Below are 15,995 nucleotides of genomic sequence, written 5' to 3'. Positions count from 1 at the left end.
ATGGAAGACAACACCGTTACTTTGAGGAGCACCGCGGATGCCACGCCCGATCACCCTGTTCACCGGCCAGTGGGCCGACCTGCCGTTCGAAGAGGTCTGCGAGTTCGCCTCGTCGGCGGGCTACGACGGCGTCGAGATCGCCTGCTCCGGTGACCACTTCGACGTCCAGCAGGCGATCGACGACCCGAACTACGTCCAGACCCGCAAGGACATCCTGGACAAGTACAACCTGAAGGTCTGGGCGATCTCGAACCACCTGGTCGGCCAGGCGGTCTGCGACGACCCGATCGACTTCCGGCACCAGGCGATCGTGCCCGGCCGGGTCTGGGGCGACGGTGACGCCGAGGGCGTGCGGCAGCGTGCGGCCGACGACCTGAAGAACACCGCGCGAGCAGCCGCCAAGCTCGGCGTCGACACGGTGATCGGCTTCACCGGGTCGTCGATCTGGCAGTACGTCGCGATGTTCCCGCCGGTACCGGCCGATCGGATCGACGCCGGCTACCAGGACTTCGCCGACCGGTGGAACCCGATCCTCGACGTGTTCGACGCCGAGGGCGTGCGGTTCGCGCACGAGGTGCACCCGTCGGAGATCGCGTACGACTACTGGACCACGACGCTGGCGCTCGAGGCGATCGGGCACCGCGAGGCGTTCGGGCTGAACTGGGACCCGTCGCACATGGTGTGGCAGGACATCGACCCGGTCGCGTTCCTGTGGGACTTCAAGGACCGGATCTACCACGTGGACTGCAAGGACACCCGGATGCGGACCGGTGGCGGGCGCAACGGCCGGCTCGGCTCGCACCTGCCGTGGGGCGACCCGCGGCGCGGCTGGGACTTCTACTCCACCGGCCACGGTGACGTGAACTGGGAGGACTGCTTCCGCGTACTCAACTCGATCGGGTACGCCGGTCCGATCTCGGTCGAGTGGGAGGACGCGGGGATGGAGCGCAAGGTCGGCGCTGCGGAGGCTGTGAACGTGATCCGCAACTTGGCCTTCGACAAGCCGGAGGCTGCGTTCGACGCGGCCTTCTCGACGGACAAGTAACAGACCAAGTAGTCGCGGCGCCTACAGCTACTTGTAGGTGGGCGCCGCGACGGCTAGTAGCTGCGGCGGGCGGACTACTTGTAGGTGCGGCTGAGGCTGGGCCTGCAAGTGGTTGTAGGTGGGCGCCGCGACGGCTAGTAGCTGCGGCGGGCGGACTACTTGTAGGTGCGGCTGAGGCTGGGCTTGCAAGTAGTTGGCGCCGATTGCTGCTCTTGCCGGGTGGTGGCGCGGGCGACGAGTCTCAGCGGGAGTCGCGGCCGGCGGCGAAGCCGAGCGTGAGTTGGATTGCCGCCAGGGCTGCGAACACGATCAGTGTGGTGTCCCAGCCGCCGGTGTGTTCTGCGATGAGGCCGGCGGCGACCGGACCGCCGGCGGCCAGCAAGTAGCCGACGGCTTGGGCCATGCCGGACAACTGAGTCGTCTCGTGGTGGCTGCGGCCTCGGATGCTGATCAGCGAGAGTGCTGCGACCAGGGCGGCACCTTGGCCGAGGCCGGCGAGCACGACCCAGAGCAGCGCGAGCTGGGGGAGCAGCAGGAGGCCGAGCAGCGCGACGAGGATCGGCAGGCTTGCGGTGATCGTCCCCGGGCGCTGGTTGGTCGGGTGTTTCATCAGCCAGGGGATGCTCAGGCCCCCGATCAGGCCGAAGACCTGGAACAGGAAGATGTGCACGCCGGCCGTCCGTTCGGAGACGCCGGTTGAGATCTCGATCGTCGGCAGCCAGTTCACGAGCAGGTAGAAGCTCGTCGACTGCAGGCCCATGTAGAACGTGACCAGCCAGGCCATCGGCTGCCGCCACACGCTGACCGGCGGTGCTTCGTCGGTCGTCGGCGCTGCTGGGACCGGAGCCGGTGAGATCGTCCGCGGAAGCCACACCAGAGCGACCAGTACGGCGAGACCGCCCCAGATCGCGAGCGCGAGCCGCCAGCCCGCGGCATTGGCGATCGGTACGGCGACGAGCGACGCGATCGCGGCGCCGCCGGTGATGAACGCGGTGTAGACGCCGGTCGCGCGGGACACGTTGGCGGCGTAGTCGCGCTTGAGGATCACCGGGACGAGCACGTTGCCGACGGCGATCGCGGCGCCGACCACCACCGTGCCGATCCACAGGCCGGCCAGGCCGGTGTACGGGCGGGCCGCCGTACCGACGGCGAGGACGAGCAGGGAGACGAAGACCGTCCGTTCCATCCCGAAGCGGCGGGAGAGGAGATGGACGAGGGGCGAGGCGAACGCGAAGGCCAGCAGCGGGAGCGTGCCGAGCAGGCCGAGCATGCCTTCGCCGAGGTGCAGGTCGACGCCGATTCTCGGGAGCACGGGCCCAACGGCGGTCAGCGCCGGGCGGAGGCTGAGCGCGACGACGAAAGCGGTCGCGGTGACCAGTGGTGAGTACTGCCGAGCGACCGGTTCGGCTGACAGAGCCACTGGTGCTTCCCTCTCTCGTGAAGATGTCCTACATTTACAGACTATGTCATTGAATGGGCCGGTGCGGCAGGTGCCCTTGGTGCAACAGGTCGCGGATCAGTTCCGGGCGTTGATCGAGTCCGGGGAGTGGCCGCGGGACACGCGGATTCCCGGGGAGAATCAGCTCGCGGCGGAGCTTGGAGTCAGCCGGGGGACCGTGCGCGAGGCGCTGCGGTCGTTGAGCCTGACCGGACTGCTGGAACCGCGCGTTGGCGACGGCACGTACGTTCGCGCGACCGACGAGATCAGCGGCGTGCTCCTGAGGGACGACCTGTCGTCGCTCGACCAGGTCTTCGACGCCCGCGCGGGGATCGAGGCGGCGGCTGCCCGACTGGCTGCGCAGCGGCCGAGTGCCGACCGGCTCAAGGGCCTGATCGCGGCTGTCGAGGCGCGCGATGTCGCTCACGACGCGAGTGACCTGGAGGCGTTCGTCGTCGCCGACACCGCGTTTCACCGTGGCGTCGTCGAGGCCTCCGGCAACCCGATCCTGCTCCGCTTGTACGACGCGATGGCCGGGCTCCTGGTCGAGTCCATCGAGCAGTCCGCGAGCTTCCCCGAGCACCCGCAGTTGCGCGCGGCGCACCTCGACGTGTTCGAAGCGATCGCGGCCGGCGACCCGGACGCCGCCGCGCGAGCGTCGTACGCGCTGATCGAGACCGTCCGGCAGGGCCAGTAGGTCGTCGGGGTCGATCTCCACCACTGTCCAACCTCCCGATTCCGCCGGTTTCGCGGAGGGCGTGAGCGTGAATCGGTGTGGCTCGGCCTCGTTGGTCAGTGGTGGGCGTCGGGGGTGCGAGTGGAGCGGCGAGGTGCGAGGACCGGGGCGAAGAATGCCAGCCCGGTCGCGAGGACGGTGACGACGATGAACGACAGCGTCAGGCTGCTGGCCTGGGCGATGCCGCCGATGATCGACGGCGCGACCAGGCCGGACGCGTAGGTGACCGTGGCGACGCCAGCGATGGCCTGGCTGGGGTTGGGTCCGGCCTTGCCCGCCGCGGCGAAGGCCAGCGGAACCACGACGGCGATGCCGAGGCCGAGCAGGCCGAAGCCGGCCATGGCGACCGCCGGATGCGGAGCCAGTACGACGAGTACGCCGCCGACCGTGGCGATCACTCCGCTGACGCGAACCGTCCGGACCGCGCCGAACCGATCGACCACCGCATCGCCGACGAGCCGCGCGATCGCCATCGTCAACGCGAAGCCCGTGGTCGCACCGGCGGCGACGCCGGCCGAGGTGGTGAGCACGTCCTCCAGGTACACGGCCGACCAGTCCAGGCTCGCGCCCTCGGCGAAGACCGCGCAGAACCCGACGGCGCCGATCAGCAGCGCGGACTTCGGCGGCAGCGCGAAGTGCGGCGGCGCTTCCTCCTCCTCGGTCGGGTGGAGGTTGAGCACGTACTGGCAGGCGATCGCGCCGAGCACGGTCAGGACGACGGCCATCACCAGGTGGTGCAGTTGCGCGCTGATCTCGAGGTGCGCGGCGACCGTCCCGATCCCGGAGCCGATCAGGGCGCCGACGCTCCACATCCCGTGCAGCCCGGACATGATCGACTTCCCCATCCGGTGCTCGACCTCGACGCCGATCGCGTTCATCACGACGTCGGCCATCCCGGCGGTCGCGCCGTACACGAACAGGGCGCCGCACAGAGCGACCAGGTTCGGCGCGAGCGACGGCAGGATCAGCGCGAGCGTCCAGAGCGCGAGCAGCCCGCGCAACGCCGTACGGGATCCGAAGCGGTGACTGACCCGGGCAGCCAGCGGCATCGCGATCGCCGCCCCGAGCGCCGGGAACGCGAGCGCCAGGCCGAGCTGGCCAGGACTCACTCCGGCGTGGTCCTGGATCCAGGGCACGCGGGTCGCGAACGACCCGGTCACCGCGCCGTGCACGCAGAACACGACAGCCACCGCGATGCGGGCGCGCCGAACCTCGTCGATCATCAAGGGGAGTCCATATCAACAGGTGGAATGTTTGAACGCACAGACAGAAATGTTAGATTCGATGCCGTGAAGAGTGCCGAGCGTCAGCGTGTCATCGTAGAACGGCTGCAGGGCGCGCCCCGGATCGCGGTGGCCGAACTGGTCGAGCTGACCGGCGCCTCGGACATGACCGTGCGCCGCGACCTCGACTACCTGGCCGCGCAGGGCGTGCTCAAGCGCGTCCACGGCGGTGCCGTCTCGTCGATGCCGGCCGGTGTCGAGCCGCCGTTCGCTGCGCGTTCGACAGCCGCGATCGAGGCCAAGCAGGCGATCGCCGCGGCGGCTGTGGACCAGCTCCGCGACGGCGACTCGATCATTCTCGACAGCGGTACGACGGCGCTCGAGGTCGCCCGCCAGTTGCGCGGCCGGACGATGACCGTGATGCCGTTGTCGCTGCAGATCGCCCAGGAGCTCGTCGACAACCCGGGCATCCGGCTGCTGCTGCCCGGCGGCGAGCCGCGCAAGGGCGAGCAGGCGCTGGTCGGGCCGTTGACGCTCGCCTCGCTGCGCGCGCTGCGCTTCGACGTCGCCGTACTGAGTCCGTGCGCGTTCAGCCTGGAGAGCGGGCTGACCGCCTTCGACCTGGGCGACGCCGAGGTCAAGCTGCAGGCGCTCGCCGTCGCCACTCGTTCGATCGCGCTCGTCGACGGCGCGAAGTGGGACCGGGCGGCCTTGGCCTACGTCTGCCCGGCTGACCGACCCGACCTGATCATCACCGACCCGTCGGCCCCGATGGACGAGAGGGCCGCGCTCGCCGAGCGTGGCGTCATCGTCCAGGTGGCCGGAGAGGACCAGAACTCTTGAGCACGCTCGTCGCCGCCCCACCGCGGGCGGCCCGGATCGCGACCTGGGTGTACTTCGGCGTCAACGGCTTCGCCATCGGCCTGTGGGTCGTGCACATCCCGAACATCGAGCACGCGACGGGGATCACCCACAGCACGCTCGGGCTCCTGCTGCTCGTCCTCGGTGGGGCCGCGTTTCTCGGCATGCAGGTGGCCGGGCCGCTGGCCGACCGAGTGGGACAGCGGCGGCTGGTGCCGGCGTCTGGGGTGCTGCTCGGGCTGTCGCTGTTCGGGCCTGGACTGACGCATTCGTGGTGGTCGCTCGGGCTCACGTTGATGGTGCTCGGGTTCGCCAACGGGTCGCTCGACGTCGGGATGAACGCGCACGCGGTGGTGGTCGAACGCGCCTATCCGCGGCCGATCATGGCGGCGTTCCACGCGATGTGGTCGATCGGCGGCGCGATCGCGGCGTTGATCGGGGCGATGACGTTGCGCGCCGACGTACCGACCGAGGTGACGTTGGGCGCGTGCGGGGTTCTGCTCGTCGTGGTGTCGCTGGCGGCAAGCCGGTTCCTGATCGAGGCGGACGTGCCGGAGGAGCACGAGGAGCTGTCGTCGAGCAAGCCGCCGGCGAAGTTGGTGTGGGCCCTTGGTGGGTTGGCGTTCGGGCTGATGCTGGCCGAGGGCGTGGCGAACGACTGGGCGGCGCTGCAGTTCCGCGACGTGCTGGGGACTTCGACCAGTACGGCGGCCTACGCGTACGGCGCGTTCGCCGTCGCGATGACGATCGGGCGCTTCGCGACGGATCGGGTGGCCGCGGTGATCGGGGCGATGGCGATCGTCCGGTACGGCGCTGCGCTGGCCGCGGTCGGACTGACGATCGTGATCGTCAGCCCGTGGGTCGCGGTCGGGCTGGTCGGCTGGGCGTTGTTCGGGCTCGGGCTGGCCGGCGGCGTGCCGCAGTTGTTCACGGCGGCGGGGAACTTGGATCCGCGGGCTTCGGGTGCGTTGATGGCTCGGGTCGTGGGGCTCGGGTACGTCGGGTTGCTGGCCGGACCGGCGCTGATCGGTGGGCTGGCGCACTGGATGCCGTTGAACGTGGCGTTCGTGCTGCCGGTGGTGCTGTGCGTGGTGACGGTGATCGGTGCGCCGGTCCTGCGGAAGCCGAAGCCCTAGGCGGTCGGCGTACCGGGCCTAGGCGGGCGTCGTACGGGTTGGGCGGTCGTCGTACGGGACCCAGGCGGGCGTCGTACGGGTCAGCCCTTGAGGGCCTGGTCGAGGTCGGCCCAGAGGTCGTCCGGGTGCTCGATGCCGACGGACAGGCGGATCAGGTCGGCCGGGATCGTGGGGACCTCGGCGGGCCAGCGGCGGCGGCGTTCGAGCATGGACTCGACGCCGCCGAGGCTCGTCGCGTGGACCCAGAGCTTGGTGGACTCGCAGACGCGCTGGGCGCCGTCGGCGTCGCCGCCGAGCTCGATGGCGAGGATGGCGCCGAAGCCGGACATCTGGGCCTTGGCGCGCTCGTGGCCCGGGTCGTCGGCGAGACCGGGGTAGCGGACTCGGCTGACGCGCGGGTGCTCGAGCAGGCGCTCGGCGAGGAAGGCGGCGTTCGACTGGGCGCGCTCCAGGCGGAGAGCGAGAGTGCGGAGGCCGCGCAGGCCGAGCCAGGCCTCCATCGGACCGGGGATCGCGCCGAGGTTGCGGCGCTTGGACTCGAGGGTGGTCCACAGGTCGTCGTTCGCGGTGATGATCGCGCCGAGCAGGACGTCGGAGTGGCCGGCGATGAACTTGGTCGCCGAGTGCATGACCAGGTCGGCGCCGAAGGTCAGCGGGCGCTGCAGCAGGGGAGTGGCGAAGGTGTTGTCGACCACGATCAGCGCGCCGGCCGCGCGGCCTGCCGCGCAGAGGGCGGGGAGGTCGGCGACCTCCATCGCGGGGTTGGTGGGCGACTCGATCCAGAGGAGGTCGGCGCTCTCGACTGCTGCTGAGACCTCGTCGGTGTTGGCGATGTCGACGCGCTGGAGGTTCAGTCGGCCGGTCGCTGCCTGCTGGTCGAGCAGACCCAGTACGCCGCTGTAGGCGTGCTGCGGCGCGACCACCAGACCGCCGACCGGGACGAGGTCCATCACCGCTGCCGCGGCGGCCATGCCGGAGGCGAAGGTCAGGCCCCGACCACCTTCGAGCTCGCCGAGGGTCTCCTCGAGCGCGGCCCAGGCGTCGTTGTCGAACCGCCCGTAGCCGCGGTCACCGCCGGCGATGTACGTCGAGCTGAACACGGGTGACCCGCCGAGCGGCGCGTTCGGCACCCGCTCGGGACGTCCGGCATGCACGACAACGGTCGACGGATCCAGATCAGAGGTCATGCGGGGATTGTGCCAACAGTCGGCGCGTGATCGGAGGAGGGTTCGCCGGCCGGACATCCCCCGCCCTCCGGGCGGGGGAGAAAGGGGGAGGGGGAGGGGCGGGCGCGCCCGGGGCCCACGCTTCGCGGGGCTCTGGTGGAGGCGGGCGGGGGTTAGTGAGGAGCCCGGGGGAGGGGGATCGCGTTGTCGCGGAAGAGGTGGAGGGTTTCTTCGGCGAGCTGTTTGACCGTGGGGCCTTCGGGGTGGTCGACCCAGGTTTCGACGACGATCTCGATGATGTTCATCGTGGTGCCGGCGGCGAGTTTGGCGGTCAGGGGAGTGCCGTCGCCGGCTTCTCGGCGTACGAGCTCGACGGTGAGTTCCTTGCGCCAGCGCCAGATCGCGTCGGTCAGGTGGGCGCTCAGTGAAGGCGTCTGGCCGGCCAGCTCGTAGACGGCGCGGACGCGCTCGGGATTGCTCTCGATCTGGTCGAGGACCCGTGCGATGACCTGCTCCAGGGCGTCCGGCACGTCCAGGTCGGCGGGCTGCTCGCGGAACCAGTCGAGCGCGCCGAACAGGCTGTTCTCGACGAACTCGAGAACGAGCGTCTCCTTCGTCGGGAAGTAGCGGTAGAGCGTGCTCGGCCCGACCTCGGCCGCCGCGGCGATCTGCTCCACCGTGGTCCGGCCGAAGCCGTGATCGGTGAACAGCTCGAAAGCCTTGTCCGAGATCAGCCGGCGGGTTCGTTCCCGCTTCAGCTCACGAAGCCCCATCGCCCTAACGTACTTCCTTTTGAAAAGCAGTACTTACGGTCATATGGTAGTCACTGTCAGATTATGGAGGTTCGATGACTGCCTTTCCTCACATCCGGCCGACCGGGTGCCCGTTCGACCCCGCCACTGGCTACACCGACCTGCTGGCCGGCGAGCAGCCCACCAAGGTGTCCACCCCGCTAGGTGTCGACGCCTGGGTCGTCAGCCGGTACGACGAAGTGCGCGAGGTGCTCAGCAACCCGAACCTGAGCTCCCGCTCCGCTCCCTCGGCCCACATGTCCCCGCACGCGGACCTGCAGCGCGAGGTCGACTCCGGCTCGATCCTGCAGAACGACGGCGAGCGCCACGCGCACCTGCGCCGCCTGCTGACCGCCGAGTTCACCGTGAAGCGCGTGCAGGCCCTACGGCCGCGGATCGTCGACCTGGTCGAGCAGCACCTCGACCAGATGCTCGCTGCCGGCGGTCCGGTCGACCTGGTCGAGCAGTTCGCGCTGCCGATCCCGTCCCTGGTCATCTGCGAGCTGCTCGGCGTCCCGTACGACGACCGCGACCAGTTCCAGCACTGGTCGGCGCTGCTGCTCTCGGTGAAGCGGACCCAGCAGGAGCAGTTGGAGACCAGCGAGGAGCTCCAGCAGTACATGGCCAGGCTGGTCATGTCGAAGCAGGAGGACCGTTCGGCGGACGACCTGCTGAGCCGGCTGATCACCCGGGCCGAGGACCAGGGCACACCGCTGACCGTGCCCGAGCTGGTGTCGATCGGCATCACGCTGCTGATCGCCGGCCACGAGACGACGGCCAACATGATCGGCCTGAGCACGCTGGCCCTGCTGCGCAACCCGGAGCAGCTGGAGCAACTGCGCGAGCACCCGGAGATCGCGCCGGCCGCGGTCGAGGAGATGCTGCGCTACCTGACCGTCGTGCAGTTCGGACTGTTCCGGCACGTGCTCGACGACATCCCGATCGGCGACGAGACGCTCAAGGCGGGCGAGTACCTGATCGCCGCGATCACCGCCGGGAACCGCGACACCAGCGTCTTCCCGGACCCGGACCGGATCGACCTGACCCGCAAGGCGTCCGCGCACCTGGCCTTCGGGTTCGGACCGCATCAGTGCCTCGGGCAACAACTGGCGCGGGTCGAGCTGATCGAGGTCTACACCCGGCTGTTCCGGCGGATCCCGACGCTGCGGCTGGCGGTCCCGTTCGAGGAGATCCGCTTCAAGCACGACGCGCTGGTCTACGGGCTGGCCGAGCTGCCGGTGACCTGGGAGGCGAACTGATGAACGTCGAGATCGACCAAGAGGGCTGCGTCGCGGCCGGTCAGTGCGTGCTGGCCGCGCCGGAGGTGTTCGACCAGCGCGACGAGGACGGCGTCGCCGTACTGCTGCGTGAGCCGTCGGCCGACGAGTACGACGCGACCCGCGAGGCCGCGCTGCTCTGTCCGGCCCGGGCGATCGCACTGAGCGAGTGATGGAGCGGGTAGTCGTCGTCGGAGCTTCAGCCGCGGGCTCCACGACCGCACAGACGCTGCGCCGGGAGGGCTTCGCCGGACCGATCACGGTGATCGGCGACGAGCCGCACCTCCCGTACGACCGCCCGCCGCTGTCGAAACAGGTCCTGCTCGGCAGCTGGCCGGCCGAACGCACCAGCTTCGGACCCGGTACGACGTACGCCGAGCAGGGCATCGACCTGCGGCTCGGGTCGCGTGCTGCCGGGCTGGACCTCTCGCGACGAGTCGTCGAGCTGGCGACAGGGGAGGAGGTCGGCTGGGACCACCTGGTCGTGGCTACCGGCGTGCAGCCCCTGCGGCTTCGGGAGGGCCATCACCTGGACGGCGTCCACGTGCTGCGGACGCTGGACGACGCGGTGGCGCTGCGGAAGTCGTTGGTCGACGCCTCGTCGGTAGTGGTTGTCGGAGCTGGCTTCCTGGGGTCGGAGACGGCCGCTGCGGCTCGGCAGCTCGGGTGCGAGGTGACGCTGGTCGACCTGGCTCCCGCTCCGATGGCTGTGCAGCTGGGTGCCGAGCTGGGCTGGATGATCGCCGAGCTGCACGCGGCCAACGGCGTACGAGTGCTTGGTGGGTCTGGTGTGACGCGGCTGCTCGGCGAGTCGGCTGTGGAGGGTGTCGAGCTGGCTGACGGGTCCGTCGTCAAGGCGGACGCCGTACTGGTGGCCGTAGGCTCTCGCCCGGCAACCGACTGGTTGGTTACATCTGGGTTGCCGTGCGAGGACGGCGTGCTGTGCGAAGAGGCGCCTGCTGGAGTGCACGCGGCGGGGGACGTGGCGCGGTGGACGAGCGCGCGGTTCGGGATGTCGCTGCGGCTGGAGCACCGGTTCAACGCGACCGAGCAGGCGGTCTGCGCGGCGCGCCGGATCGCCGGGCAGGAGATCGGGTTCGATCCGGTGCCGTACTTCTGGACGGATCAGTACGACGCGCGCATCCAGGTCTACGGCGTCGTCCCGCCGGACGCGCGACTGGTCGTCGTACAAGGCGATCCGGGCGCGCGGAAGTTTCTCGCGCACTACGTTTCCGGCGGTCGCGTGAGCGCCGTACTGGGCTGGAACATGCCCCGCGAGCTGCGGTCCGAACGGGCGCTACTGACAGCAATCTGAAGGGATCTTTACCAAACCCCGGTCAGGATCGGTCGGCGGTGACGCTATCGTCGAGCCGGTGAGTGAGTTCTCGAGGGACGAAAAAAGCAAGCCCCGCGTTGCCGTCGTTTTCGGTGGCCGGTCGAGCGAGCACGCCATTTCCTGCGTCACCGCGGCCAACGTGCTGCAGGCGATCGACCGGGACAAGTACGACGTGGTCCCGGTCGGGATCACGACGTCGGGACACTGGGTGCTGGAGAGCGGCGACCCGGACCGGCTGTCGATCACCGACGGCAAGCTCCCGGAGGTGGACGTGACAGCGGCGCCGGTGCTGTTCGGCGCCGATCGTGAGCTGGTCGTCACCGAGCCCGACCAGGTACCGAGCACGCTCGGCGAGGTCGACGTGGTCTTCCCGCTGCTGCACGGACCCTGGGGTGAGGACGGCACGCTGCAGGGTCTGCTGGAGATGTCGGACATCCGGTACGTCGGGTCCGGCGTACTGTCCAGCGCGGTCGGGATGGACAAGCACTACATGAAGGTCGTCTTCGCTGCGGCCGGGCTCGAGGTCGGTCCGTACGTCGTGATCCGCGACCGCGACTGGCTGCGTGACCCCTCGGCCTGCCGGGCGGCGGTCGAGGAGCTGGGCTTCCCGGTGTTCGTGAAGCCGGCCCGTGGCGGGTCGAGCCTGGGGATCAGCAAGGTGTCGTCCGTCGACGAGCTGGACGCGGCGATCGCCGAGGCCCGCGCGCACGACCCGAAGGTGATCGTCGAGGCGTCGGTGAAGAACCCGCGCGAGATCGAGGTCGGCGTACTCGGTGGGCTGAACGGTGGTCTGCCCGAGGCGAGTGTCTGCGGCGAGATCTCGATCTCCGGTGGTGGACACGACTTCTACGACTTCGAGACCAAGTACCTGCCGGAGGGCGAGGAGTACACGGCGCTGTCGGTGCCGGCCGAGCTTCCGGACGAGGTCGTGGCGGAGATCCGGGCGAAGGCGCTGACCGCGTTCGACGCGATCGAGGCCGAGGGGCTGGCGCGGGTCGACTTCTTCCTCGACGGCGACGGCCGGGTCGTCATCAACGAGATCAACACGATGCCGGGGTTCACTCCGACGAGCATGTTCCCGCGGCTGTGGGCGGCGTCCGGGCTGGACTACCCGGCCCTGGTCGACCGGCTGCTGACACTGGCCCAGACCCGGCCGACCGGTTTGCGCTGATCCGAGCTGAGCGGGCCCCGCTGACCGGGGCCCGCCTTCGGGTCGGTCTCGTCAACTGACTGTTTCGCCCGCCGGGGTTGTCGCGCGGGGGAGGTTGCGGACCGAGCGTGACGCCAGCGGGACCAGTGCGATGACGATGTACGCGAAGCCGGCGACGATCATCACCGGCTGGATGCCGACGGCCAGGCCCAGCGGGCCGAACGCCAGCTGGCCGAGCGGGATCGCCACGAACGAGCCGAGCATGTCGTACGAATAGGTCCGCGACAGCATCTCCTCCGGCACGTGCTCCTGCATCGCCAGGTCCCAGCCCAGGTTGAAGATCTGGCTGCCGATCCCGGCGACGAACGTCGCGACCATCGCCGTCACGAGCATGGGCTCGAACCCGAGCACGAGCAGCGGTACGCCCGACAGGGATACCGCGAGCATTCCCCAGCGCAGCGGCCGGCGGAACGCGAGCCGGATCAGGATCAGCGAGCACACCAGGTACCCGACCGCCTGGGCCGACCGGATCAGACCCCAGCCGGCCTCGCCGATGTCGGTCTGCGTGGCGAGCACCGGGCCGAGGGTGCTGAACGCACCGCTGGTGATCGCGTTGAGCAGGGAGAACGAGGCGACCACTGCCCAGAGCCAGGTCGTCGTACGGAAGTAGGTCCAGCCTTCGCGCAGATCGGCGACGAAGCCTTTGCTCGCGTGTCCTTCGGCCGGGCGCGGGATGCGGACCCGGGTCAGGATCAGTGTGGCCAGCAGGTACGTCGCACCGTCGACCGCGAGGGCCCAGCCCGGTCCGACCACGACGACCAGGACGCCGCTCAGGGCCGGACCGAGCACCATCAGGGCGTTCTCGGGGACGGCGACCACGAGGTTCGCCGCCTTCAACTGGTCGCGCGGGACGAGCTGGGGGAGCACGCCGACGAGCGCCGGCATTCCGGCCGCGGTGGCGGTGCCGTTGATCGCGCTCAGCACCACGAGGTACCAGATCTCGGCGGTGCCGGAGATCACCAGGCCGGCGATCGCCAGCTGGCTGAGGCCGGAAACGATGTTGGTCGTCTGGATCACCCGGGTCCGGCCGAACCGGTCGGCGATCACGCCGCCCGCCAGCAAGAAGATGACCATCGGGATGCTGTGAGCGGCCAGCACCGTGCCGAGGGCGCCGGGCGAGTCGCTGACGTGGAGCACCGCGAACGCGAGCGCGACGCCGGCCATCGTCGTACCGGCCCGGTCGACCAGGCGAGCCATCCAGTAGTAACGGAAGTTCGCCTCGCGGAGCGGGGCGAGGGCGCCGCTCATGATCGCGCCCTGCGGGTCATCTCGAAGATCCAGGTGGAGGCGCTGACGTGCGCTGTTCCCGGCGTACGGGGTGGTTGGTTGTTGTCGTGCAACAACGCGGAGGCCTCCATCAGTAGGGCGTGGGCGCGTTCGTGGACCTCGGGCGGGACCCAGGCCTCGATGTCGCTGAAGTGGTTGCGGCCGGTCCGTTTGCGCAGGGGCAGGCGCCGCTCGATCTCGCGGGCCAGGGCGCGCAGTTCGGGGATCCGGCTCTTCGTGACCGTGTGCTTGGGGGTCTTGCCGCGGTTCTCGTGCGGGTAGCGGTAGCGCTTGGCGATGCCGCCGCGGATGCGTTCCTCGCCGGCCTCGACCAGCGAGCCCGACTCGTGCAGGAGGCGGAGGTGGTACGACGCGTTCGCGTGGGTCAGGTCGAGCTCGCGGGCGACCTCGGCGGCGCTCATCGCCGTACCGGTGAGCAGGGACAGGATGCGCAGCCGGACCGGATGGGCCACGGCGCGCAGGTCCTTGAGGTCTTCTTCGGTCATTCTCACTCCCCAACAAGTCTTGGGGGGAATGATGCTCTGCCGCAGCTCGACTGTCAAAGAGTTATTGGGGAGTCAGAGGTTGGCGAGCTTCTTGTTGAGGTAGCGCTGCTGCGGGAGGCTCGTGGCCAGTTCGGCGGCACGCTCGTAGGCGGCGCGGGCGTCGGCGGGATTGCCGGACATCTCCAGGAGGTGCCCGCGTACGGCGTACAGGCGGTGGTCGCTGGTCAGCCGCGGATCGGTGTCGATGGTGGCGAGGAGTTCGAGACCGGCGGCTGGGGTCTGGGCCATGGCTACGGCGACCACGTGGTTGAGGGCGGTCATGGGGTTGTCGGTGAGTTGCAGGAGTACGCCGTACAGGGCGGCGATCTGCGGCCAGTCCGTCTCGGCAGCGGTGGGCGCCTCGTCGTGGACGGCGGCGATGGCGGCCTGGAGCTGGTACGGGCCGAGGGGGCCTTTCGGAAGGGCGGCTGTGATCAGGGCGATGCCTTCGTCGATCGCCGGGCGGATCCAGAGAGTGCGGTCCTGTTCGTCCATCGGGATCAGTTCGCCGGACGGGCCGGTGCGAGCGGGGCGACGGGCATCGGTGAGGAGCATGAGGGCGAGCAGGCCGATGACCTCGGCGTCGTCGGGGAGCAGGCCGTGCAGCATGCGGGCGAGGCGGATCGCTTCGGCGGTGAGCTCGACGCGATGCAGATCCGGGCCGGTCGTGCTCGCGTAGCCCTCGGTGAAGATGAGGTAGACGACCTTCAGTACGGCGCTGAGGCGGTCCGCGTGATCGGGCGGCAGCGAGAAGCGCGCGCCGCTGGACTTCACCGTCTGCTTGGCGCGGGTGATCCGGCGCGTCATCGTCGCTTCGGTGGTGAGGAACGCGCGGGCGATCTCGGTGGTCGTGAGACCGCCGACCGCGCGCAGGGTCAGCGCGATCTGCGACGACGGCGACAGTTCCTGGTGGCAGCAGAGGAACAGGAGGATGAGGGTGTCGTCGGAGTCGGTGACGGGCTCTTGGGGGATTGTCGTCCACTGCTCCTCCCGGCGTTGCCGTGCTTGCTCGGCTCGAAGGAGGTCGGTGAGCCGGCGCGAGGCGACGGTGATCAGCCAGGCGCGGGGGTTGTCCGGTCGCCCCTCTTGCGGCCACTGCTTCGCGGCCGCGAGCAGGGCTTCCTGGACGGCGTCCTCGGCGGTGTCGAAGTGGCCGTACCGGCGTACGAGCGCCCCGAGGACCCGCGGCGCAAGCTCACGCAGCAGGTCCTCGATCGGTTGCTCCATCAGCCGATCAGGTCGTCGCGTCCCTCGACGACCGGGCGGATGTCGGCGTACGCGGTCGCACGGACGAACTCGGGCGCCGGCGTGTCACCCAGCCGCGAGGCGATCTCGACCGCCCGGTCGAACGAGTCGCACTCGACGATCCAGTACCCGGCGAGCACCTCCTGCGTCTCGGCGTATGGGCCATCGGTGACGACCGACTCGCCGTCCTTCGACCCGATCCGCCGAGTCAGCACCGGCGCCGCGAGCGCGCGGGTCTCCACCAGCTCACCGGACTCGGCCAGGTCGGCGTTGAACTTCTCCATGAACGCCCCCATCGCCATGAAGTCCGCCTCGGTCCACGCCGGCTTCCCGGTGTCCTTCCCCGCCATCCCGTCGTAGTCCTGCTGCGACGCGTAGCTCAGGATCATGTACTTCATGCTCGTCTCCTCGGTCAGCGAGTGACACCACTGTGGCGCCTCTCACCCCCTAGGTCGACGCCCCCACGCGGAACCGGACATGCTTCGCGGGAGGAAAGAAGGAGCTGCCGCATCCAGCCGTGCAGCAACTACCCGGGCACCCCTGCGTTCTAGAGCGGAGCTGCCGCATCCAGCCGTGCAACAGCTTCCGGGGCCAGCCCTGCGTTCGAGAGCGGAGCTGCCGCATCCATCTGTGCAACAGCTTCCGGGTTCACCCGGCGTCCGAGTGCCGCGCTGCCGCATTCGTCGTACGACTGCTCCCAGCAGACCGCGCCTCCGCTCG

General features: G+C 69.7%; 16 protein-coding genes. 8 read left to right on the top strand and 8 right to left on the bottom strand.

Annotated elements, in window-relative coordinates; all coding sequences use genetic code 11:
• The first annotated feature begins 37 nt into the window (after positions 1–37).
• Complete coding sequence (locus ACYVIO_RS40770; RefSeq protein ID WP_460656374.1) at positions 38–1,045, top strand: sugar phosphate isomerase/epimerase family protein; 1,008 nt, start codon at positions 38–40, stop codon at positions 1,043–1,045.
• 241 nt (positions 1,046–1,286) lie between these two features.
• On the opposite strand, the gene ACYVIO_RS40765 is transcribed toward ACYVIO_RS40770, so the two are convergent.
• Entirely contained in the window at positions 1,287–2,465 is a 1,179-nt protein-coding gene (locus tag ACYVIO_RS40765; RefSeq protein WP_460656373.1) for an MFS transporter, read from the bottom strand.
• Between the two features lie 43 nt (positions 2,466–2,508).
• On the opposite strand from ACYVIO_RS40765, the gene ACYVIO_RS40760 reads away from it, so the two are divergent.
• The gene (locus tag ACYVIO_RS40760; protein ID WP_460656372.1) at positions 2,509–3,180 is read left to right on the top strand and encodes a FadR/GntR family transcriptional regulator; all 672 of its coding nucleotides are present in this window, start codon (positions 2,509–2,511) and stop codon (positions 3,178–3,180) included.
• A 95-nt stretch (positions 3,181–3,275) separates the two neighbouring features.
• Here the strand turns inward: ACYVIO_RS40760 and ACYVIO_RS40755 are convergent, their stop codons facing one another.
• Positions 3,276–4,442, bottom strand: coding sequence for an MFS transporter (locus tag ACYVIO_RS40755; RefSeq protein ID WP_460656371.1), 1,167 nt, complete (start codon positions 4,440–4,442; stop codon positions 3,276–3,278).
• A gap of 66 nt (positions 4,443–4,508) precedes the next feature.
• Between ACYVIO_RS40755 and ACYVIO_RS40750 the strand changes: the two genes are divergently transcribed.
• Entirely contained in the window at positions 4,509–5,285 is a 777-nt protein-coding gene (locus tag ACYVIO_RS40750) for a DeoR/GlpR family DNA-binding transcription regulator (RefSeq protein WP_460656370.1), read from the top strand.
• Positions 5,282–6,439 (top strand): MFS transporter, encoded by a 1,158-nt coding sequence (locus ACYVIO_RS40745; RefSeq protein ID WP_460656369.1) that lies wholly within the window; start codon positions 5,282–5,284, stop codon positions 6,437–6,439. The genes ACYVIO_RS40750 and ACYVIO_RS40745 overlap by 4 nt, the downstream gene beginning before the upstream one ends.
• Positions 6,440–6,519: 80 nt before the next feature.
• On the opposite strand, the gene ACYVIO_RS40740 is transcribed toward ACYVIO_RS40745, so the two are convergent.
• Together ACYVIO_RS40740 and ACYVIO_RS40735 are read right to left on the bottom strand one after the other, a co-directional pair.
• Entirely contained in the window at positions 6,520–7,626 is a 1,107-nt protein-coding gene (locus ACYVIO_RS40740; RefSeq protein WP_460656368.1) for a trans-sulfuration enzyme family protein, read from the bottom strand.
• A gap of 152 nt (positions 7,627–7,778) precedes the next feature.
• On the bottom strand, positions 7,779–8,378 hold the full coding sequence (locus ACYVIO_RS40735; RefSeq protein ID WP_460656367.1) for a TetR/AcrR family transcriptional regulator: 600 nt from the start codon (positions 8,376–8,378) through the stop codon (positions 7,779–7,781).
• Between the two features lie 74 nt (positions 8,379–8,452).
• Between ACYVIO_RS40735 and ACYVIO_RS40730 the strand changes: the two genes are divergently transcribed.
• The 4 genes from ACYVIO_RS40730 to ACYVIO_RS40715 are packed head-to-tail and all read left to right on the top strand — an operon-like array spanning position 8,453 to position 12,180.
• On the top strand, positions 8,453–9,655 hold the full coding sequence (locus tag ACYVIO_RS40730; RefSeq protein ID WP_460656366.1) for a cytochrome P450: 1,203 nt from the start codon (positions 8,453–8,455) through the stop codon (positions 9,653–9,655).
• Positions 9,655–9,846 carry a ferredoxin gene (locus ACYVIO_RS40725; RefSeq protein ID WP_460656365.1) on the top strand — a complete coding sequence of 64 codons (192 nt, stop codon included), beginning with the start codon at positions 9,655–9,657 and terminating at the stop codon, positions 9,844–9,846. Before ACYVIO_RS40730 ends, ACYVIO_RS40725 begins: the two co-directional genes overlap by 1 nt.
• Positions 9,846–10,988, top strand: a complete 1,143-nt coding sequence (locus ACYVIO_RS40720) for an NAD(P)/FAD-dependent oxidoreductase (RefSeq protein WP_460656364.1) — start codon at positions 9,846–9,848, stop codon at positions 10,986–10,988. Before ACYVIO_RS40725 ends, ACYVIO_RS40720 begins: the two co-directional genes overlap by 1 nt.
• Positions 10,989–11,046: 58 nt before the next feature.
• Entirely contained in the window at positions 11,047–12,180 is a 1,134-nt protein-coding gene (locus ACYVIO_RS40715; protein ID WP_460656363.1) for a D-alanine--D-alanine ligase family protein, read from the top strand.
• Between the two features lie 51 nt (positions 12,181–12,231).
• Here ACYVIO_RS40715 and ACYVIO_RS40710 read toward each other — a convergent pair whose 3' ends face one another.
• From ACYVIO_RS40710 to ACYVIO_RS40695, 4 genes are all read right to left on the bottom strand, one after another.
• Positions 12,232–13,467 carry an MFS transporter gene (locus tag ACYVIO_RS40710; RefSeq protein WP_460656362.1) on the bottom strand — a complete coding sequence of 412 codons (1,236 nt, stop codon included), beginning with the start codon at positions 13,465–13,467 and terminating at the stop codon, positions 12,232–12,234.
• Complete coding sequence (locus tag ACYVIO_RS40705) at positions 13,464–13,991, bottom strand: ArsR/SmtB family transcription factor (protein ID WP_460656361.1); 528 nt, start codon at positions 13,989–13,991, stop codon at positions 13,464–13,466. The genes ACYVIO_RS40710 and ACYVIO_RS40705 overlap by 4 nt, the downstream gene beginning before the upstream one ends.
• A gap of 72 nt (positions 13,992–14,063) precedes the next feature.
• The gene (locus ACYVIO_RS40700) at positions 14,064–15,257 is read right to left on the bottom strand and encodes an RNA polymerase sigma factor (protein WP_460656360.1); all 1,194 of its coding nucleotides are present in this window, start codon (positions 15,255–15,257) and stop codon (positions 14,064–14,066) included.
• The gene (locus ACYVIO_RS40695; protein ID WP_460656359.1) at positions 15,257–15,673 is read right to left on the bottom strand and encodes a YciI family protein; all 417 of its coding nucleotides are present in this window, start codon (positions 15,671–15,673) and stop codon (positions 15,257–15,259) included. Before ACYVIO_RS40695 ends, ACYVIO_RS40700 begins: the two co-directional genes overlap by 1 nt.
• Positions 15,674–15,995: the final 322 nt, after the last annotated feature.

It is taken from the genome of Kribbella endophytica (assembly GCF_054781295.1).
Note: the sequence above shows the minus strand (reverse complement) of the source record. Positions and strands in the feature narration are given on the sequence as shown.